The 17,988-nt window shown below is 69.6% G+C and carries 17 protein-coding genes; 8 read left to right on the top strand and 9 right to left on the bottom strand.

Annotated features, from left to right (window positions below; all coding sequences use genetic code 11):
• Positions 1-4: 4 nt before the first annotated feature.
• The gene (locus tag ACFOW8_RS12425) at positions 5-847 is read right to left on the bottom strand and encodes an Abi-alpha family protein (protein WP_378550283.1); all 843 of its coding nucleotides are present in this window, start codon (positions 845-847) and stop codon (positions 5-7) included.
• The gene (locus ACFOW8_RS12420; protein WP_378550280.1) at positions 838-2,088 is read right to left on the bottom strand and encodes a hypothetical protein; all 1,251 of its coding nucleotides are present in this window, start codon (positions 2,086-2,088) and stop codon (positions 838-840) included. The genes ACFOW8_RS12425 and ACFOW8_RS12420 overlap by 10 nt, the downstream gene beginning before the upstream one ends.
• A 402-nt stretch (positions 2,089-2,490) precedes the next feature.
• Between ACFOW8_RS12420 and ACFOW8_RS12415 the strand changes: the two genes are divergently transcribed.
• Together ACFOW8_RS12415 and ACFOW8_RS12410 are read left to right on the top strand one after the other, a co-directional pair.
• Positions 2,491-3,366: an Abi-alpha family protein gene (locus ACFOW8_RS12415; RefSeq protein WP_378550277.1), complete on the top strand. Its 876-nt coding sequence runs from the start codon at positions 2,491-2,493 to the stop codon at positions 3,364-3,366.
• A 236-nt stretch (positions 3,367-3,602) separates the two neighbouring features.
• Positions 3,603-4,163, top strand: coding sequence for a nuclear transport factor 2 family protein (locus ACFOW8_RS12410; protein WP_378550750.1), 561 nt, complete (start codon positions 3,603-3,605; stop codon positions 4,161-4,163).
• A gap of 376 nt (positions 4,164-4,539) precedes the next feature.
• Here ACFOW8_RS12410 and ACFOW8_RS12395 read toward each other — a convergent pair whose 3' ends face one another.
• Entirely contained in the window at positions 4,540-6,180 is a 1,641-nt protein-coding gene (locus ACFOW8_RS12395) for a peptide chain release factor 3 (RefSeq protein WP_378550268.1), read from the bottom strand.
• A 290-nt stretch (positions 6,181-6,470) separates the two neighbouring features.
• Here ACFOW8_RS12395 and ACFOW8_RS12390 point away from each other — a divergent pair, with 290 nt between their 5' ends.
• The gene (locus ACFOW8_RS12390) at positions 6,471-7,076 is read left to right on the top strand and encodes a 50S ribosomal protein L25/general stress protein Ctc (RefSeq protein WP_378550265.1); all 606 of its coding nucleotides are present in this window, start codon (positions 6,471-6,473) and stop codon (positions 7,074-7,076) included.
• Positions 7,077-7,100: 24 nt separating this feature from the next.
• Entirely contained in the window at positions 7,101-7,679 is a 579-nt protein-coding gene (pth, locus tag ACFOW8_RS12385) for an aminoacyl-tRNA hydrolase (protein ID WP_378550262.1), read from the top strand.
• A 46-nt stretch (positions 7,680-7,725) separates the two neighbouring features.
• On the opposite strand, the gene ACFOW8_RS12380 is transcribed toward pth, so the two are convergent.
• Both ACFOW8_RS12380 and ACFOW8_RS12375 read right to left on the bottom strand, forming a co-directional pair.
• Positions 7,726-9,369: a fatty acyl-AMP ligase gene (locus tag ACFOW8_RS12380; protein WP_378550259.1), complete on the bottom strand. Its 1,644-nt coding sequence runs from the start codon at positions 9,367-9,369 to the stop codon at positions 7,726-7,728.
• Between the two features lie 316 nt (positions 9,370-9,685).
• Complete coding sequence (locus ACFOW8_RS12375; protein ID WP_378550256.1) at positions 9,686-10,864, bottom strand: aminotransferase class V-fold PLP-dependent enzyme; 1,179 nt, start codon at positions 10,862-10,864, stop codon at positions 9,686-9,688.
• A gap of 133 nt (positions 10,865-10,997) precedes the next feature.
• Between ACFOW8_RS12375 and egtA the strand changes: the two genes are divergently transcribed.
• From egtA to egtD, 4 genes are all read left to right on the top strand, one after another.
• A complete protein-coding gene (gene egtA, locus ACFOW8_RS12370; protein WP_378550253.1) occupies positions 10,998-12,269 on the top strand; it encodes an ergothioneine biosynthesis glutamate--cysteine ligase EgtA in 1,272 nt (423 codons plus the stop codon).
• A 235-nt stretch (positions 12,270-12,504) separates the two neighbouring features.
• Positions 12,505-13,797, top strand: a complete 1,293-nt coding sequence (gene egtB / locus ACFOW8_RS12365) for an ergothioneine biosynthesis protein EgtB (RefSeq protein WP_378550748.1) — start codon at positions 12,505-12,507, stop codon at positions 13,795-13,797.
• Positions 13,798-13,894: 97 nt separating this feature from the next.
• Positions 13,895-14,788 carry a class II glutamine amidotransferase gene (locus ACFOW8_RS12360; RefSeq protein WP_378550746.1) on the top strand — a complete coding sequence of 298 codons (894 nt, stop codon included), beginning with the start codon at positions 13,895-13,897 and terminating at the stop codon, positions 14,786-14,788.
• Positions 14,785-15,756 carry an L-histidine N(alpha)-methyltransferase gene (gene egtD / locus ACFOW8_RS12355; protein ID WP_378550251.1) on the top strand — a complete coding sequence of 324 codons (972 nt, stop codon included), beginning with the start codon at positions 14,785-14,787 and terminating at the stop codon, positions 15,754-15,756. Before ACFOW8_RS12360 ends, egtD begins: the two co-directional genes overlap by 4 nt.
• A 12-nt stretch (positions 15,757-15,768) precedes the next feature.
• Here egtD and ACFOW8_RS12350 read toward each other — a convergent pair whose 3' ends face one another.
• From ACFOW8_RS12350 to ACFOW8_RS12335, 4 genes are read right to left on the bottom strand one after another with little or no spacing between them, the layout of a single operon-like run.
• Complete coding sequence (locus tag ACFOW8_RS12350) at positions 15,769-16,113, bottom strand: hypothetical protein (protein WP_378550248.1); 345 nt, start codon at positions 16,111-16,113, stop codon at positions 15,769-15,771.
• Positions 16,114-16,165: 52 nt separating this feature from the next.
• Positions 16,166-16,810 carry a DUF2461 domain-containing protein gene (locus ACFOW8_RS12345; protein WP_378550246.1) on the bottom strand — a complete coding sequence of 215 codons (645 nt, stop codon included), beginning with the start codon at positions 16,808-16,810 and terminating at the stop codon, positions 16,166-16,168.
• Positions 16,811-16,825: 15 nt separating this feature from the next.
• A complete protein-coding gene (locus ACFOW8_RS12340) occupies positions 16,826-17,200 on the bottom strand; it encodes a hypothetical protein (protein WP_378550244.1) in 375 nt (124 codons plus the stop codon).
• Between the two features lie 55 nt (positions 17,201-17,255).
• Entirely contained in the window at positions 17,256-17,900 is a 645-nt protein-coding gene (locus tag ACFOW8_RS12335; RefSeq protein ID WP_378550242.1) for a hypothetical protein, read from the bottom strand.
• Positions 17,901-17,988: the final 88 nt, after the last annotated feature.

Below are 17,988 nucleotides of genomic sequence, written 5' to 3'. Positions count from 1 at the left end.
AGCCCTAGGTGGCCGTTTCGCGGCCGTCGCCGATGACCACCGGCAAGCACGTCGTGACGAAATCGGCGCCGAACTCGGTGAGGATGATGCTGCGGTAGCTCACCTTGGTGCCGAAACCGCGCTTCATCGCGTCACGCACCTGCTCCTGCGCCTCGATGAGCTGGTAGCGGCTCGGATTGCCGACCGGTTCGCGAGTGAACTCGATGAGCCCGAGTCTGCGCAGATTCGGCAGGTACTGCGGGACGCGGTTCGGGAACCGCAGCCCGGCGTGCTCGCCGAGCATGGTCAGCCCGCTGATCAGGCGCTCGCCGCCGAACGCGCGCTGGCGGCCGGTGCGCACGTCGATCGCGGGCTGCGGCCCGTCGACGTGCACGAAGCGCAGGATCCGCGCCTCGTCGGGGGTGATCTCGGCCAGGATGCCGGGGTAGGCCGGGTGCGTATCCGGTTGGGTGGCATGGGTACTGGCCGACAGCCGCAGCAGCTCGGCGCCCTGCTCGCGCAGCGTCGGCATGCCGGGTTCGCGATGCTGATCGACGCCGCTCGGCAGGCCGAGCGCGTGCCGGAGCCGGTCGCGCACCTCGTCCTCGGCCTCGGCAAGGACTTCCTTGGGCGGGGTGCCCGCCATGCTGCCGCGCAGCACCGTGACGGTGACGCCGAGCGCGGTGTCGAGGGTCCACAGCGTCATCCCGGAGGCCGCCGTCAGCGCGACCCGTGCCACGCCGGTCGCCGCCCGCACGGTGCGCACCGGTGACACCGGCAGCCCACCGCGCCGGGCCCCGGTGGTCGCGGGCTGCCGCCCGGTATGTCGGACCACCTCGGTGGACGGGCCCGGATCGTCTACATCCATGTGGTCGCTACTCCTGTTCCGAAGACCAGGATGTGAGCGTATCCGGCGAGCAGCCCGAGCGCGCCGCCATGGACGAAAAGCAACCATTCGTCCTGTTTGATGGCCGAACGCAGCATGTCCACGAAGTCGTGCGGGGAAAGCGCGGACATTTGCCGGGCGATGTACTCGTTGACCTGGCGGCCCTGCTGGACGTTGAACGCCGGATCGGCGAACGCCATCGGCGCGATCGTCATCGCCTCGGCGGTGATGGTGGACTGCAGCGAGTCGTATTCGCGGCTGCCGAGCATGAACTTCACCGCTGGGCGTGCCGGGCCGAGAGCGCGGTCGGCGGCCGGGCGCAGGGTGTCCTCCAGCATCTGCAGGGTGCGGTCCGAGCGAGGGCCGTTGAGCAGTTCGTCGCCGATATTGGCCACGGTGACCACCTCGGTGGACACGAGTTCGGCGTAGCCCGCGGTGATCTCGGGCTGGCGCTTGATCAGCAGTCCCTGCCGCCACGGGCACCACCACTTGGGCGTCGCGGGCGCGAAGATCATGTTGATGCCGACCCAGTTCACCACCCAGCCGATGATGATGCCGCCGACCGGTAGCACGATCAGCGGGGAGAGCCCGGTCGTGTGCAGCGCGAGCACGAGCAGCAGCCCGCAGGGCGCGCCGAAATAGAAGCCGAAGTTCTGCATGAACCGTAGTTCCTTGGCGCCGAGCACCTGGAACAACTGGTTGAGCAGCTGGGGGCGGGCCTGGAAATAGCGGATCACCATCTGCTTCACGTCGAGCAGCTGGTCGATATTGCTGCCGAGTTCGACGGTGAGTTCGCGCAGGATCTCCGGCAGTTGCGCGCGCACCCGCTGATGCACCATCTCACGCACCTGGGTGGGCAGGTTGTACCAGAGCTGGGGGTGCTCGCGGCGCAGGATCACCTCGACGATGTCGCTGATCTGGGCGTCGGCCACCTCGGCCAGATGTTCGGCGAGCTTCTCCGGATCCAGCTCACGGTAGAAGTCGGAAACGCTGCCGAGTTTGGACAGCCCCTTGTCGACGGCGATGCTGGCCATCTTGTCCGCGCGTGAGGGCACGATGCCCTGCCAGCCGATCCGGCCGTCGTAACTGAGCAGCGGCAGAACCTGAATTCGTTTGGGTAGGTAAGGAAATACGGCGCGCAGGCCGGGCAATCGGATGCCGTAGAACTTGATCGGCTGGAAGAGCATCAGGATGCCGGTCCAGTTCGTGATGTAACCGATCACTCCTGTGAAAAGAGGAATGGTCAGAATTTCGAGCAGGAGTGTCGGGTGTAACCCGAACACACTCTCCAACACGACACCCTCCTGCCGTTACCCCGGTGCTCGCCGCCTCACCGGAAACCGAAATTAGCACCCCCATGGCGAGGTGACCCTACTGTGAGGTGCGGAACGAGGTCCATTCGTCGTGCCACAGGACACAGGGTAGTGTCTGAGACATCAGTCACAGATCCTGTCCCGAATGCCGTATTCGCGATGGCGAGTCGGAACAATGAGCACCACCACATTGTCGTGACAGGGCACAACACAGGCGCGGTCAGGGGCGCGCCGCGGACACACTGTGCCTGGAGCGTGGTCGGGCAATAATCTGTGGGCGATCGTTCCCATGGCGAGACTTCGGAGTAGGACGTGACAGACGACAGGACCGGACAGGACCTGGCCCGTGCCGGTACCCGCGCCGTCGAGCGCAGCTCGGATGTCGAGCAGCGACAGATCAGCAACGAGGCCCGCTTGATCCGCGGGGTGTTCCGCGCGGCCGGACTCGCGGCGGGTACGGCGGTGCGCGGCAGCCAGTGGGCCGTCGGCACCACCTACGAGGTGACCAAGGAACTGGCCCAGGCAGCGCTGGACGGTGAATCCTCGGCCGAGATCGCCGAGCGCACCGGCAATGCGCTGCGCTCCATCGCGCGCAGCGCGCTCGGCGTCACCGAGGGATCGGTGCGCGAGATCGTCAGCTACGTGCCGACGCCCAACGGCGCCACCCAGCAGGCCGTCGCCGTCGGCCCCTACCTGCGTTCGGCCAGCACCGAGGACCTGCGCCGCCGTGGCGACGCGCTGCTCGCACGCTCCGCCGATGTCTACTTCACCGAGGACGTGCACCCGGCCTACGACCGCATCCTCGACGAGATCGCCCCCGACGAGGCCCGCATCCTGCGCTTCATGGCGCTCAACGGCCCGCAGCCCTCGGTCGACGTGCGCACCAATCGTCCGCTCGGCATCGGCTCGGAGCTGGTGCAGGGCGATCTGACCTCGGTGCCGGAGCAAGCGGGTGTGCGCTACCCGGACCGGGCCCGCTCCTACCTGATCAACCTCAACCGTCTCGGCCTCACCTACACCTCCGACGACCCGGTGGTGCTGAGCCGGTACATGGTGCTCGAGGTGCAGCCCGTGGTCGAGGAAGCGCTCAAGAAGGCGGGCCGCGCGCCGAAGATCGTGCGCAAGAGCCTGCGGCTGTCGGAATTCGGCGAGGACTTCTGCCGCACCTGCTTCACCATCGGTAGCTGAGACAGCGCGGGCCGGTGCCGGGGGAGGTCACGCTCAGGTGTCGGGCGTGATAGCGATCTGATACAGATCCGGCACTACGGTCGTTTCAGTGGGATCGTGGAGACATGGAGCAGGTGCCAGGTCCGCCCGAAGTGCGTGCCGACGAGACGGTCGGCCCCACCTGGGTGCGCCCGAGCCCGCTACTTCCCGGCGACGACGAACCGCTGGTCGCCGGTCCCGGTCCGGGGGACGGTGGGATGACCGAGCAGCAGCAGCTCGACGAGCAGGGCCCGGCCCCGCGTCCACCGGACCATCCCGACGACATCACCGCCATCAGCAGACTCAAGTTCCGCTACCTGCGCAGCCTCGACACCAAGAGCTGGGACGAGTTCGCCGACACCATGGTTCCCGAGGCGACCGCCACCTACAGCGAATACCTGCAGTTCGAATCGCGCGAGGCCTTCCTCGCCTTCCTGCGCAACACCCTCGGCCCGCATGTCATCACCGAGCACCGCTGCGATCACCCCGAAATCGATGTCGACGGTGACACCGCCACCGGCACCTGGTATCTGGCCGACACGGTGATCATCCCCGAGCACAACATGTGCCTGCGCGGTGCCGCCTTCTACACCGACCGCTACGTGCGGTGCGAGGACGGGCACTGGCGCATCGCGCACACCGGCTACGAGCGCACCTACGAGGTGGTTCTCTCGCTCAGCGATCTGCCGAGCCTGCGGCTGACGGCGAGCCGCTGGGGGATGATCGCCCAGGAGAACCACATCTCCTCGGTCCAGCGCAACCCCGGACCGGCCGCCTGAGACAGTGTTTGTTGGAGCGCTGGCGCGCTCGAGTCGCGGCCCCTAGGGGCCGCCGGTCAGCGCTCGAGACTCGCGCCTGCGGCGCATGCGCTTCGAGCGCTGACCGGCGACCCGGCCGCGACCAGCCGCTTCGCGGCTGCCGCTCCTCGAGGTCGCGGGTGCGGGGCTGGGTAGTTGGAGCGCTGGCGCGCTCGGGTCGCGGCCCCTAGGGGCCGCCGGTCAGCGTTCGAGACTCGCGCCTGCGGCGCATGCGCTTCGAGCGCTGACCGGCGACCCGGCCGCGACCAGCCGCTTCGCGGCTGCCGCTCCTCGAGGTCGCGGGTGCGGGGCTGGGTAGTTGGAGCCGCCGGGCCGAGGGGCGATCGTCGGTAGGGTTTCAGTCGGCGGTCGCGACCAGCGGCTCCAGGGTGAGCTTCGGGTGTTCCTTCTCGATGTACTGCAGTCGCCATTTGTCGCTGAACAGGGCGAGAATCGCGCCGTCGGTGCGGGTGAACACCTCGACTCCGCGCTGGCGATCCAGTTCCGGCGCCGACTCGGCATCGGTGCGGCGGGCCAGGCTGTACCCGAGGAAATCCAGCTGGGTTTCGACATTGAACTCCGCCTGCATGCGGGCGGTGACCACCTCGAACTGCATCGGGCCGACCGCGGCGAGCACCGGCGAAGCATCACCGCGCGCCTCGTTGCGTAGCACCTGCACCACGCCCTCGGAATCGAGCTGGTCGATGGCCTTGCGGAACTGCTTGTACTTGCCCGCGCTCTGCGCGCGCAGCGTGGCGAAATGCTCAGGGGCGAAGCTCGGGATCGGTGGGAACTCCACCTTCTTGTCCACGAACAGCGTGTGCCCCGGCGCCAGCGCGGTCGCGTTCACCAGGCCGACCACGTCACCGGGGTAGGCGGTGTCGACGGTGGTGCGTTCGCGGCCGAATACGGTCAGCGCGTACTTGGTGGCGAACGGGCGACCGGTCTGCGCGTGCGTCACCACCATGCCGCGCTCGAACTCGCCGGACACGATCCGCATGAACGCCAGCCGGTCCCGGTGCGCGGTGTCCATCCCCGCCTGCACCTTGAACACCACCGCGCTGAACGGATCCGCGGGTTGCCGATCGGTACCGCTGACATCGGCGCGCGGACCCGGCGCGGGCGCCAGCGCGACCAGAGTCTCCAGCAGCTGCCGCACGCCGAAATTCAGCATCGCCGAGGCGTAGATGACCGGCGAGGTCTGCCCGGCCAGGAACAGCTCCTGATCGTGATCCTGCCCGGTCGCCGACAGCAGCTCGCTCTCCTCGGCCGCCGTGGTCCACGCCTCACCCTCGCGCGCCTCGGCTTCGGCCGCGGTCAGCGATTCCTCCGGTGCGATCGTCGCGCCACCGGCGGTCCGGGTGAAGTGGATGTACTCGGTCGCCGCGCCCTCGGGCCCACGCCGCAGCAGGCCGCGGAAGTCGCCCGCGATGCCGACCGGAAGGAACAGCGGCGTCGGCGTGAGGCCGATCCGCTCGCTGATCTCGTCGAGCAGTTCCAGCGGCGCCTGACCCGGCCGGTCCCACTTGTTGATCACGGTGATCACCGGGATGCCACGGTGGCGGCACACCTGGAACAGTTTCAGCGTCTGCGGCTCGAGGCCCTTGGCCGCGTCGATCAGCATCACCGCGGCGTCGACCGCGGTGAGCACGCGGTAGGTGTCCTCGGAGAAGTCGGAGTGGCCGGGGGTGTCGACCAGGTTGATCACATTGTCGATGTCGGAACCGGCGGCCCGGTAGTTGAACTGCAGCGCGGTCGAACTCACCGAGATGCCGCGCGCCTTCTCCATCTCCATCCAGTCCGACACCGTCGACTTGCGACCGGCCTTGCCGTGGATGGCGCCCGCCTCGGAGATCATCCTGGCGTGCAGCGCCAGCGCCTCGGTGAGAGTGGACTTACCCGCGTCGGGGTGCGAGATCACAGCGAACGTGCGGCGCCGCGCGACCTCGGCGGGGAGTCCGCGCGGAGTGGGGGCGGCACTGTCTCCGGACTCGCTCACACAAAACCTTTCGCAAGTGGTATGGCAACCTGTCCAGGGTAAACGGCGCCGGTCACGGCCGGGGTCGGCGGGGTGCTCGCGCGGTCGGGGCCGTTTTTTCCCGGCGATGCGCATGCGGTATGGTGGTCGGGTTGTCTCGGCGAGGGTGTGCGCCTCGTGTGCTCACCGTGATCGACGCGGCACGGCTTTCCGGCCGTCCTCGTTCGTTCTTCGCCCGACGAGTAGACGTTGACCCTCGGATGGGTCGCCCACAATGACCAGCCGGAAGAGCCGTAGGAGCGCATTCAGTCATGTCCGACGTGAGCCAGATCGAAGCCGCCGTCCGTACCGAGTTCGGTAAGGGTGCCGCGCGCCGTACCCGTCGCGACGGCAACGTGCCCGCCGTGCTGTACGGCCACCAGTCCGAGCCGCAGCACCTGGCGCTCAACGCCCAGGCCTTCGCCGCCATCCTGCGTGAGCACGGCACCAACGCCATCCTCAATCTGGTCGTCGACGGCAAGAACCAGCTCGCGATGACCAAGTCGGTCGTCGTGCACCCGATCCGCCGCTACATCGAGCACGCCGACCTGCTCATCGTCAAGAAGGGCGAGCGCGTCGTCACCGACGTCAACGTCGTGGTCACCGGCGACGCCGCCGCGGGCACCCTGGTCACCCAGGAAGCCACCACCCTGTCGATCGAGGCCGACGCGCTGAAGCTGCCCGAGTCCATCGAGGTCTCGGTCCATGGCATCGAGGCGGGCACCCAGATCCTGGCCGGCGGCATCGAGCTGCCCGCCGGTGTCGCCCTGGCCGGCGACGCCGAGGCGCTGATCGTCAACATCATCGCCGCGCCGTCCGCCGCCGCGCTGGACGAAGAGGGCGAAGGCGCCGCCGAGGCCGCGGCCGAGTCCGAGTAGGACTCGCCAACTAGGATTCGGCCGATGATCGAATCCAACGGGCCGTCGCTCGTGATCGGGCTCGGCAACCCCGGCCCCGAATACGAGCGCACCCGCCACAATGTGGGCTTTCTGGTCGCCGACGTGCTCGCCGAGCGCGTCGGCGGCCGTTTTGCCGTGCACAAGAAGTCCGGTGCCGATCTGCTGCAGGCGCGGCTGGACGGACGCCAGGTGCTGATCGCCAAGCCGCGCACCTACATGAACCTGTCCGGCCGCCCGGTGGCCGCGCTGGCCAAGTTCTTCTCGGTGCCCGCCGAGCAGGTGATCGTGGTCCACGACGAGCTCGACCTGCCCTTCGGCGCGATCAGGCTCAAGCAGGGCGGCGGCGAGGGCGGGCACAACGGCCTGCGCTCCATTTCGCAGGCGCTGACCACCAAGGACTACCTGCGCACCCGCATCGGCATCGGCCGCCCGCCGGGCCGCCAGGACCCCGCCGACTACGTGCTCAAGCCGTTCGCCGCGCCGGAACGCAAAGAAGTCCCGGTGATCGTGGAGCAAGCCGCCGACGCCGTGGAACTGCTGCTGAAACGGGGCCTGGTGGACGCCCAGAACCAGCTGCACTGAGTGGAATTCACGGCTCGCCATCCGCGATGGCGAGCCGTGACCGCGCTCAGCGCAGGTGCACCGCGGTGGCGGCGCGGCGGAGCTTGCCGGACGAGGTCTTCGGCAGGGCGCCGGGGCCGAGGACGGCGACCGTGCGTGGGCGCACGCCGACCTCGGCGAACACCTCGTGCACGATCTCGCGTTCCATGCGCTTCACCTCGTCGGGATCGGTGTGGTTGTTGGATTCCACCGCCACCGCGAAACTCTCGCGCTTCTCACCCGCGTCGAGCCGCACCGCCACCGCGTTGCCGGGCCGCACCCCGGTGACGCGCAGCGCGGCCCGCTCGATATCGGTGGGGTAGATATTGCGGCCGCCCATGATGATCACGTCCTTCATCCGCCCGCACACCACCATCAGGCCCGACTCGGTGAAGTAGCCGATGTCGCCGGTGTCGAGCCAGCCGTCCGCGTCCTTGGCGGAGCGGAAACCGTCGACCGTCACATAGCCCGAAGTCACGGCGGGACCGCGCAATTCGATCACGCCGACCGAGCGGACCGGCAGCGGCTGGCGCTCGGCGTCGACCACCCGGCCCTCCAGGTCGTCGACGAGATGGCCCAGCGTCGGCAGCCTGCGCGGCGTGCCGTGGTGGCCGTCCTCGGCGACCGGTACCGCCTTGCCCACCGCCTCGAGCAGATCGGCGTCGATCACGTCGAGCACCATGCCGTGGCCGGGGTCGGGAATCGAGACGGCCAGCGTGGTCTCGGCCATGCCGTACACCGGGGTGAGCGCCATCGGATTGAGTCCGAAGTGCTTGCCCGCCTCCGCCAGCGCGATCATCGTGTCCGGGTCGACCGGTTCGGCGCCGTTCCACATGTAGCGCACGCTGGACAGGTCCATCGACCCAGGATCGGCCTGGCGCAGCCGCCTGGCCAGCAGCGAATAGGCGAAGTTCGGTGCTGCGGTGACGGTGCCGCGGTACTTGGCGATCAGCTCGGCCCACAGCAGCGGCCTCGCCAGGAAGTCCAGCGGGGTCACACAGACCACCTCGGCGCCGAATTGCATGGGCACGCTGAGGAACCCGACCATGCCCATGTCGTGGAACAGCGGCAGCCAGCTGATCATCACGTCGTCGTCGAGCTGGAACTTCACCCGATTGAACATCGCGTGCGCGTTCACGTAGAAGTTGCCGTGGGTGATCCGCACCGCCTTGGGCGAGCCGGTGGACCCGGAGGTCAACTGCTGCAGCGCGATATCGGATTCGTCCGTGGGGACGGGTTCGGTGTCGGCGCCCGCGTGCAGGTCCTCGATCCGCACCACGGTGATGCCACGTTCGCGCAGCACCGGCTCGGCGGCGTCGAACGGCGCGCCGAGGACCACCGCCTTCGCGTCGATCATGCGCAGCACCGTCTCGGTGTCGCGCACCCAGACGGCGAGATCGGTGCGCGGGGTCGGCTGGTGCAGCATGGTGATCGAGGCGCCACGCATCCAGATGGCTTGGCACACAGGGGCGATGTCGACCGGCAGGCCGGCCAGCACGCCGACCGCCGCACCGTGATCGATCCCGGCTGCGGCGAGCCCACCCGCCATCCGCCGCGCGGTGCGATGGATCTCCCCCCAGCTCTGCCGCAACGCCGCCTCCGGTTCCCCGGTGACCAGCCCCCGCGGACTGGACAGCGCTGTGGCAAACATTTCGTCGGTGAACCTGCTCAACGTCGGACTCCCTTTACGCCAACGATCGGTTACGGCCGTGCTCTCCCAACAGAAAATCCCCGCCAGCCAACCCGGCGTTAACCCCGACTGACGCCGAGCTCCCCGCCAGCTCAACGGCGAAGGTGGCAGCGTGGCGGTCCACACGTATGGTCTACCCGATGGTGCGGCAAATTCCCGCATCAGCCGATCAGTTACCGCCCTGACCTGGCCCTGCCGACCATGCCCGGCGACCGCGCGGTGTCCGGCCAACGGGACTGCGCGGCATCCGGGTCCGACAACGATAGCCGTTGCCGTTCGGCCACGAGCAATTAGGCGGTCAACCGATGACGCGGGCGAGCTCGGCGGCGCAGCGGTCCAGGTCGTCGGTGCTCACGAAGTAGTGCGGGGACGCGCGCACGATCGCGGGCAGGGCGCGACCGGTCATGTCGAGCAGGGTGGAGCTCGCGTGGCTGACGGTGACGGTGACCGCGTGCTCGGCGAGCCGGTCACGCACGGCGATCGGGTCGTGGCCGTCGACGGTGAACGAGACGATGCCGCTGTGCTCGGTGCCGAGGTCGTGCACGGTGACGCCGGGCAGCTCGGGCAAGGTCTTGCGCAGGTGGTCCGCGCGCTCGGCGACCGCCGCGTACACCGCGTCGGCGCCGAGCCCGAGCAGGTAGTCGACGGCGGCGCCGAGACCGAGCCGGGCGGCCACATCGCACTCCCAGAATTCGAACCGGCTCGCGTCGGGGGCGAGCCGGTACTCGGTCGGGCTCACCCAGGATGCGCTGTGCAGGTCGAGCCGGGCCGGTTCCATGGTCTCGGCCAATTCGGCACGGACGTAGAGGAATCCGGTGCCGCGTGGCCCGCGCAGCCACTTGCGACCGGTGGCCGAGAGCGCGTCGACACCGAGCGCGGCGACGTCGATCGGCAGCTGGCCGATCGACTGACAGGCGTCGAGCAGCACCAGCGCACCGGCCTCGTGGGCGATCCTGGTGGCCTCGCCGACCGGATTGACCAGGCCGCCGTTGGTCGGCGCGTGCTGCAGCGACACCAGCTTCACGCGCTCGTCCAGCATGGCCGCCAGCGCGTCGGTGTCGAGGCGCCCTGTGTCGTCGCTGGGAATGCGCTCGACCACCGCGCCGGTGCGCGCGGCCCGCTGCAGTGCGGCGATCGCGTTGCTGGCGTAGTCGGCTTCGGAGATGAGCACGCGGTCGCCGGGCCGCAGCGGTACCGAGTAGGCGAAATCGGCCCATGACCGGCTCGCACTGTCGCTGAGCGCGATGCTGTCCGGCGTCGCGCCGATCAGGGTGGCGATCGAGGTCTTCACCGCGGCGAGGTCGTCGATGCGTTCGTTTGCCGCTCGGTAGCCACCGATCTCGGCCTCTCGCCGCAGATGAGCGACGACGGTGTCGGTGACGATCTTCGGCGGCAGCGACGATCCGGCGCTGTCGAGGAAGACCTGTCCGTCCGCCAGTCCTGGGGTGGCGGCTCTGAGTGCGGCGAGATCCATCATGGGGACGACCATAGCGGCCCGAGCCGTTCCCCAATTCGTCACTTTTCCTGTCGGTGCCCGTCGCTACTCTGGAATGACCCGGTTGCGCGAGCAGGCGGATTCCCAGAGCATTGCCCAGCACGCGGAGGTTGGCATGGCGGTCACACTGGAACGGCCTTCGCGGCCAGAAACCGCCCTCGACCAGGGGGAGTTGTCCTCCAGGGCGGCGGCGGAGGCCTATGTGGGTGGGGTCTGCTTCAAGCTGGGGCCACCCAGCCTGATCGGCGCCGAACTGGAGTGGCTCACCACCGGACCCACCGGTGCCAGACCCTCCATCGAGCTGATGGCGGCGGCGCTCGGACCCCACGCGCCCAGCTCGATCGCCCCGGCTTCGGCCGCGGCCACCCTGCCGGGGGGAAGCAGGGTCACCATCGAACCCGGTGGTCAGATAGAACTCTCCAGCGCCCCCTTCGCCGAGGCCGAGGCGCTCACCCGGAACCTCGCAGCCGATGCGGCCCGTTTGCGGCGCCTGCTCGCCGCCGCGGGCATCGGGATCACCGCCGCTGCCGCCGACGCCGCCCGCCCGCCCGAACGACTGCTCCGCCTGCCCCGCTACACGGCCATGGAAAGCCGGTTCGCCGGAGTCGGCCCGTTCGGCAGCCTCATGATGTGCAATACCGCGGCAACCCAGGTCAGCGTCGACGCCGGAGCCGACCCGGCCGAGGTACGTGCCCGCTGGACGGCACTGTACGTCCTCGCACCCGCGCTGATCGCCGCGTTCGCCTGCTCGCCCGAGCTGTACGGCGCGCCGCCGGGGGAGTGGGTCTCCCAGCGGATGCGCACCTGGTTGCGGCTCGACCCGTCGCGTACCCGCCCGCCGGTGGCCGACTGGGCCGATCCGATCGCGGCCTACGCGCACTGGGCCCTCGATGTGCCGCTGCTGTGTGTGCGCTGCGCAGGCCGCGACGACGATTGGTCACCCCCGCCCGGCGCCACCTTCGCCGACTGGCTCGGCGGCGCCCTCGACGACGAGGTCGGCCGCCGCCCCACTCGCGCCGATCTCGACTACCACTTGACCACGCTGTTCCCGCCGGTCCGCGCCGCCGGCCACCTCGAGGTCCGCTACCTCGATGCCCAGCCGGGCGACACCTGGACCACGCCGATCCACGCGCTCGACGCTCTGCTCGGCGCCCCCGCCGTGGTCGCGGAGGCGACGCGCCTTGCCGCTCCCGTCGCGGGGGAGTGGTTGCTCGCCGCGCGCCGCGGCCTTGCCGATCCCGACCTACGCGCGGCGGCAGTCAGCCTGCTCGAACTGGCGGGCGCGCATGCCCGATCAGCCACCGCCGCAGCGGAGTTGGCGGCAGCGGTGCGTCGCTGTCGCGCGGGCGAGCGTCCGACGCGCGACCGGCGGAGGCCGGTTCGATGAACAGCGTCCATCGCGGTGCGCCGACCGATCGGCGCGGACCCGCGACGGCGGTCGGCAATCGAGGGGAGGCGCGCACCGCGGATCGCCGGATCAGCGGGCGCGCCGGCTCGCGGTGTCTCGCCCCGCACTCGGCCCCGCCGCCGCACCGACCTCCCGACTCGTTGTCGCCCGACTTTCTCCGGAGTTGATCCACGTGACCCTTTCCGCCGCCACCGAGCACAGCGATCGCGAGCGCATGCGCGACCGGATCGCCGAGGTCCTGCAGCGGGCCCGCCACCGGACCACCGTGCTCACCGACGCCGTCGACGAGCACGATCTGCTCGCCCAGCATTCGCCGCTGATGAGCCCACTGGTCTGGGATCTCGCCCATATCGGCAACCAGGAGGAGCTCTGGCTCGTACGCGACGTCGGCGGCCGCGAGCCGGTGCGCGCCGATATCGACGAGCTCTACGACGCCTTCAAGCACGCGCGGGCGAACCGTCCCGCGCTGCCGCTGCTGAACCCCGACCAGGCGCGCGGCTACGTCGGCACCGTGCGGGAGAAGGCGCTCGATGTGCTCGACTCCAGCACGCTGTCCGGTAATCCACTGGTGGACAAGGGTTTCGCCTTCGGGATGATCGCCCAGCACGAACAGCAGCACGACGAGACCATGCTCGCGACCCACCAGCTGCGGCTCGGCGCTCCGGTGCTGTCGGCACCACCGGCGCCCACCGCGCCGGTCCCGGTGACCGGTGAGGTACGCATCCCCGCGGGCGAATTCCTGATGGGCACCTCGGCCGACCCGTGGGCACTGGACAACGAGCGCCCAGCCCACCCCGTTCACGTGCCGGGGTTCGCCATCGACGTCGCGCCCGTCACCAATGCGCAGTACCTCGCCTTCATCGCCGACGGCGGGTACGAACGGCCGGAACTGTGGTCCGAGCGCGGCTGGGCACACCGGCAGGAGGCCGGACTCGTCGCTCCGCAGTTCTGGCAGCACGACGACGGTGGATGGACGCGAACGGTTTTCGGTGTCCGTACCCCGCTTCGCCCGCGGCAGCCGGTGGTGCACGTGTGCTGGTTCGAGGCGCAGGCGTACGCGCGCTGGGCGGGTAAACGCCTGCCTACCGAGGCCGAGTGGGAGAAGGCTGCCAGGTTCGATCCGGCCACCGGCGACTCCCGCCGATATCCGTGGGGCGAGGACATCCCGGACGAGCGGCTGGCCAATCTCGGCCAGCGTCACCTGGAACCCGCCGAGGTCGGTGCCTATCCCGCCGGGGTGTCCGCGACCGGGGTCCACCAGCTCATCGGTGATGTCTGGGAGTGGTGCTCGTCGGGTTTCGAGGCCTACCCGGGTTTCCGCGCGTTCCCTTACCGCGAGTACTCGGAGGTCTTCTTCGGCGGCGACTACCGCATACTGCGCGGTGGCTCGTTCGGCACCGACGAGGTGGCCTGTCGCGGCACCTTCCGCAATTGGGACCATCCGATCCGCCGCCAGATTTTCGCGGGCTTCCGGCTGGCCCGCGACCTGCGACCGGAGGAGCTCTGATGCGCGGCGGCGGCACCGCCGGTGCGCGCCGACACCTGGCCCGTCGATCCGCAGTATACAGCGCCCGCGTCCGGTACACGGGGTGGGTGGGCCGCTGATGTGCCGTCATCTCGGGTATGTCGGCCCGCCCGTCGCGGTCGGTGAATTGGTCGTGCGCGGTGCCCATTCGCTGTACACGCAATCGTGGGCGCCGGCGGAGATGCGTGGCGGCGGCACGATCAACGCCGACGGGTTCGGTGTCGCGTGGTGGCGGCGGGCCGAGGTGGGTATGGATGGTGCGCGCGAGGCCGTCACCCGGTATCGCAATGCCGCGCCGATCTGGACAGACCCGGCGGTCGTCGAGGTACTCGGCCAGCTCGAGTCGCGGTCGGTGGTCGCCGCCGTGCGTTCGGCGACGGTGGGCATGCCGGTCGAGCGCGCGGCCTGCGCGCCGTTCGTCGACGAGCACTGGGCCTTCAGCCACAACGGCGTCGTCCCCGACTGGCGTACCACCATGCCGCTCGTCCTCGCCGACCTGGACGAGTTCCTGGTCCGGGCGGCATCGATCGGTGCGCAGGGCGCCGATGTTCCCGGTCTGGTGACACCCACCCGCCCGTTCGGCTCGCCCGCGGCGCTGCTGCGGGCCGAATCGCTCACCGACTCGGCGGCGCTGTGGGTGCTGCTGCGCGGGCTGCTCGGAGCTATCACGCCCGACGGCCCGATCACGTCCCCGGCCGACGCGCTGCGCCTGCTGGTCGCCACCGTCCTGCGGTACCAGCCGAGCGCTCGGCTGAACCTGTTGCTCGGCAACGGCGCCGAGCTGTGGGCCACCACCTGCTGGCATGCCCTGTCGGTGCTGGTGGCCGAGGACCACACCGTGCTGAGTTCCGAACCCTACGACGACGATCCCCGGTGGCAGCCGATCGACGATCGCCGGCTGGCGGTCGCAGGCCCCGGCCACTGCACCGTATCCGCTCTCGAGCTTCCCGTGACCGAAAGGGTCCGTTCATGACCGCGCCGCTGCTGGACATCCACCTCACCGACGACGATCTCGCCGCCGCCCTGCGCGCCGATGCCCGCGCCGGCCTGTCCGCCACCCCGAAAACCCTGCCGCCCAAGTGGTTCTACGATGCCAGGGGCAGCGAGCTGTTCGAGCGGATCACCGAGTTACCCGAGTACTACCCGACCCGCACCGAGCGGGCCCTGCTGGAGCGGGTCGCCGGGGAGATCGCGGCGGCGGCCAGGCCGGAGGTACTGGTCGAGCTCGGTGCGGGCTCGGCCGCGAAGACCCGCCTGCTGCTCGACGCGCTCACCGCCGAAGGCGCATTGAAAACCTACGTACCCCAGGATGTCTCGGCTTCCGCCCTGCGTGGTGCCGCCGCCGAGGTGGCCGCTGAGTACCCCCAATTGAGCGTGCACGGTGTGGTCAGCGATTTCACCGACACCCTGCACAATCTGCCGCGTGGCGGGCGCCGCATGATCGCCTTCCTCGGCGGCACCATCGGCAACCTGGTGCCCGCCGAACGTGCCGAATTCCTGGCCGGGATCGCCGAGGTGCTGGAACCGGGCGAACTGCTGTTGCTCGGGGCGGGCCTGGTGATCGACCCGGCCGTGCTCGTTCCCGCCTACGACGACGCGGCCGGTGTCACCGCCGAGTTCAACCGCAACGTTCTGCACGTGCTCAACCATCGGCTCGGTGCCGATTTCGCACCGGACCGGTTCGAACACGTCGCGCTGTGGGACTCGGACAACGAGTGGATCGAGATGCGTCTGCGCGCCACCGAGGCGATGACCGCCACCATCGCCGATCTGGACCTCACCGTCGAGTTCGCCGCGGGCGAGCAGTTGCGCACCGAGATCTCGGCCAAGTTCCGGCCCGACGGCTTGCGGGCCGAACTCGACGCAGCGGGCTTCGCCACGACACACCTCTGGACCGACCAGGACGATCGGTTCGCTCTGGTCCTGGCGCAGCGGCGCTGAGGGTTACGGGCTCTACAGGTCGAGTTCGTCGGCGAGGGTCTCGCCGGCGATGAGGTCCTCGTCGCCGTCTAGCCCCTCGCGGTCGTAGAGGTCGCCGTCGACACGGTCGTCGCCGACCACCCGCACCGCGGCGACCTCGGCGGGGCGTTCGTCCTCGGCGACGGCCTCGCGGGCGGCACCGCGCGCGGACCACTCCTCGCCGAGCTCCTCGTCGATGCCGAGGAAGCCGTCGGCGTCGGCCTCGTGATTGCGGATCACGTAGTCCGCGGGCGGGTCCTCGACGTAGCGCTCGTATTCGACGATGTCGTCGGCCTGATCGTCATCGCCCATGTCCATGTCCAGCGGTTCACGGCTCATAGCCCCAGTATCGGCCTCGGCGCGCCCGCCGTCACGCAAGCAACGCCCGTGGTCAGTGGGCCACGCCGGCCAGCACTCCGGTGAACCACTCCACCAGCGGGCGCAGGTCGTTCCAGGCGCGCCGGACCTCGGTCGCCGCGGCCGGGGTGGTGAGCCACTCAGGTGCCCCGAACTCGCGGCTCGCGACGAGCGACTTGTGCCGCAGCAGCTCGATGCGCGGATGATCTGCCGGGTAGCCCTTCGGCTTGGTCTTGAGCTGCTCGCCGCCGATGGTGAACCCCGCCGCGGTCACCTCTGACAGAACGGCGGCCAGTTCCGCGCCGCGCACCTCGTCGTCGATGGTCGCCCGCAGCGCGGCCAGCGCCGCGGGTGACATCTGGTAGCAGCCGCCCGCGACGAACAGCCCGGCCGCACCCACCTGCACATACCAGCCGACTCCTGGCGCCGTGCCCGCCACCGCGCCCTGATGGTTCTTGTACGGCGACTTGTCGGCCGAGAACCGCACGTCCCGATAGGGCCGGAAGATCTTGGCCTGTCCGAACTCCGGCTCGAGTTCGGCGGTCAGCGCCAGCATCGGCGCCCGCACCGCCTCGTCGTATATCCGCTTGTGCGCGGTCCAGAAGGTCTTGGAGTTGTCGGCTTCCAGGTCTTCGTAGAAGTCGAGCGCGGCCAGCGGGAATCCGGTGAAGGTGTCCATCGTCTGCGGCGTTTCTCAGTTCTGCGCGGGGATCAGGTCGGCGTCGAAGAAGAACACCCGGATGGCGAGGCCGGCCAGCAGCGCGGTGAGCGCCGCGAGGGCCGACCAGTTCCCGAGTTCCTCGCCGCGCCTGCGACCGTACAGGCCGCAGGCGACACCGATGACGCCGAAGATGATCGGGAAGAACAGCAGGGCGACGACGGCCAGGACGAAGCCCGCTGTAGACCATGGCTGTCTGGTGCGAGTGCCGCCGTCGGGTTCGGCGGGCAGATCGTAGGCGATGCCGGGCCGTCCCGGTTGCTTCTGGTCTGCCGTGGTCGAGTCCGCCGGTGTGTCGTCCCGGAGCGAGTAGGAGACGGCGGGCCGCTCCGGTTCCTCGTGCTTGCTCATCGACGCTCCTGCCAGGCGATCGGCCAGCTACCTCCCCAGTATCGCCCGGCGCCGCTCAGATGCTGCCGAGAAACGCGATGAACAGCACGACAGCGAGTGCGGCGAGTGCGGCGGTGACACCATTGGCAATCGCGGCCCATTTGCCCATCTGCTCGCCTTTGCCGTGCCCGACGACGCCGAGCACGATCCCGGTCGGCGCGGTGATCAGCACCGGAAGTCCGCACAGCATCGCGCCGCCGAGCACCGATGCCGCGACACAGCAGAAACTGAGGATCGACCAGATGGGCGTGTCGTCGGTGTACCCGTACCGTGGCACCGGACCAGCCTGCATCGGCTGGTAGGGGACCGGCCCCGGATACTGCGGCACACCGTAGGCCATCGGTCCCGGCACCGGATACACCGGCGGTGGCGGTGGCGGGTACGGCGGCAGCTCGACCGGTGCACCCTGTTCGCCCCCTGCCCAACCACCGTCGGCCCGCACGGGTCCCGCAGGCGGCACCGGCGCGATCGACCCTGGCACCGACGGTGGCCGCTGCCCAGACCACGGCTCACCGGTGCCAGAAGCCGTCGGCACCCCCGGCAATTCCCTCGGCGGCACATCGTCGGCCCACAGCTTCTGAGTAGGCGCGGCAGCTGGTCGCGCGGGTTCCCGCGCGCCACGTTTCCCCAACTCGACCGGCCGCTCCGATTCCGCGCTCATGTCCCCCCTCGATACGTCAAGATCTCAAACCCCACAATGCACCAAGACCAGCCGGTGCGCCACGTCCGACAGGACGCATCGCAACCGA

Origin of the sequence: Nocardia rhizosphaerae (genome assembly GCF_042650365.1) — a bacterium.
GTDB classification, from domain to species: domain Bacteria; phylum Actinomycetota; class Actinomycetes; order Mycobacteriales; family Mycobacteriaceae; genus Nocardia; species Nocardia rhizosphaerae.
This window is presented reverse-complemented; position numbering and strand designations above follow the sequence as displayed.

Bases quoted from the DNA above. Each gene is read 5' to 3' on its own strand.
- ACFOW8_RS12345 (WP_378550246.1), bottom strand. From the start codon at position 16,810: ATGGACACCTTCACCGGATTCCCGCTGGCCGCGCTCGACTTCTACGAA.
- egtD (WP_378550251.1), top strand. From the start codon at position 14,785: ATGACCGCGCCGCTGCTGGACATCCACCTCACCGACGACGATCTCGCC.
- ACFOW8_RS12390 (WP_378550265.1), top strand. From the start codon at position 6,471: ATGTCCGACGTGAGCCAGATCGAAGCCGCCGTCCGTACCGAGTTCGGT.
- ACFOW8_RS12335 (WP_378550242.1), bottom strand. From the start codon at position 17,900: ATGAGCGCGGAATCGGAGCGGCCGGTCGAGTTGGGGAAACGTGGCGCG.
- ACFOW8_RS12360 (WP_378550746.1), top strand. From the start codon at position 13,895: ATGTGCCGTCATCTCGGGTATGTCGGCCCGCCCGTCGCGGTCGGTGAA.
- ACFOW8_RS12350 (WP_378550248.1), bottom strand. From the start codon at position 16,113: ATGAGCCGTGAACCGCTGGACATGGACATGGGCGATGACGATCAGGCC.
- ACFOW8_RS12410 (WP_378550750.1), top strand. From the start codon at position 3,603: ATGACCGAGCAGCAGCAGCTCGACGAGCAGGGCCCGGCCCCGCGTCCA.
- egtA (WP_378550253.1), top strand. From the start codon at position 10,998: ATGGCGGTCACACTGGAACGGCCTTCGCGGCCAGAAACCGCCCTCGAC.
- egtB (WP_378550748.1), top strand. From the start codon at position 12,505: ATGCGCGACCGGATCGCCGAGGTCCTGCAGCGGGCCCGCCACCGGACC.
- ACFOW8_RS12340 (WP_378550244.1), bottom strand. From the start codon at position 17,200: ATGAGCAAGCACGAGGAACCGGAGCGGCCCGCCGTCTCCTACTCGCTC.
- ACFOW8_RS12425 (WP_378550283.1), bottom strand. From the start codon at position 847: ATGGATGTAGACGATCCGGGCCCGTCCACCGAGGTGGTCCGACATACC.
- ACFOW8_RS12375 (WP_378550256.1), bottom strand. From the start codon at position 10,864: ATGATGGATCTCGCCGCACTCAGAGCCGCCACCCCAGGACTGGCGGAC.
- pth (WP_378550262.1), top strand. From the start codon at position 7,101: ATGATCGAATCCAACGGGCCGTCGCTCGTGATCGGGCTCGGCAACCCC.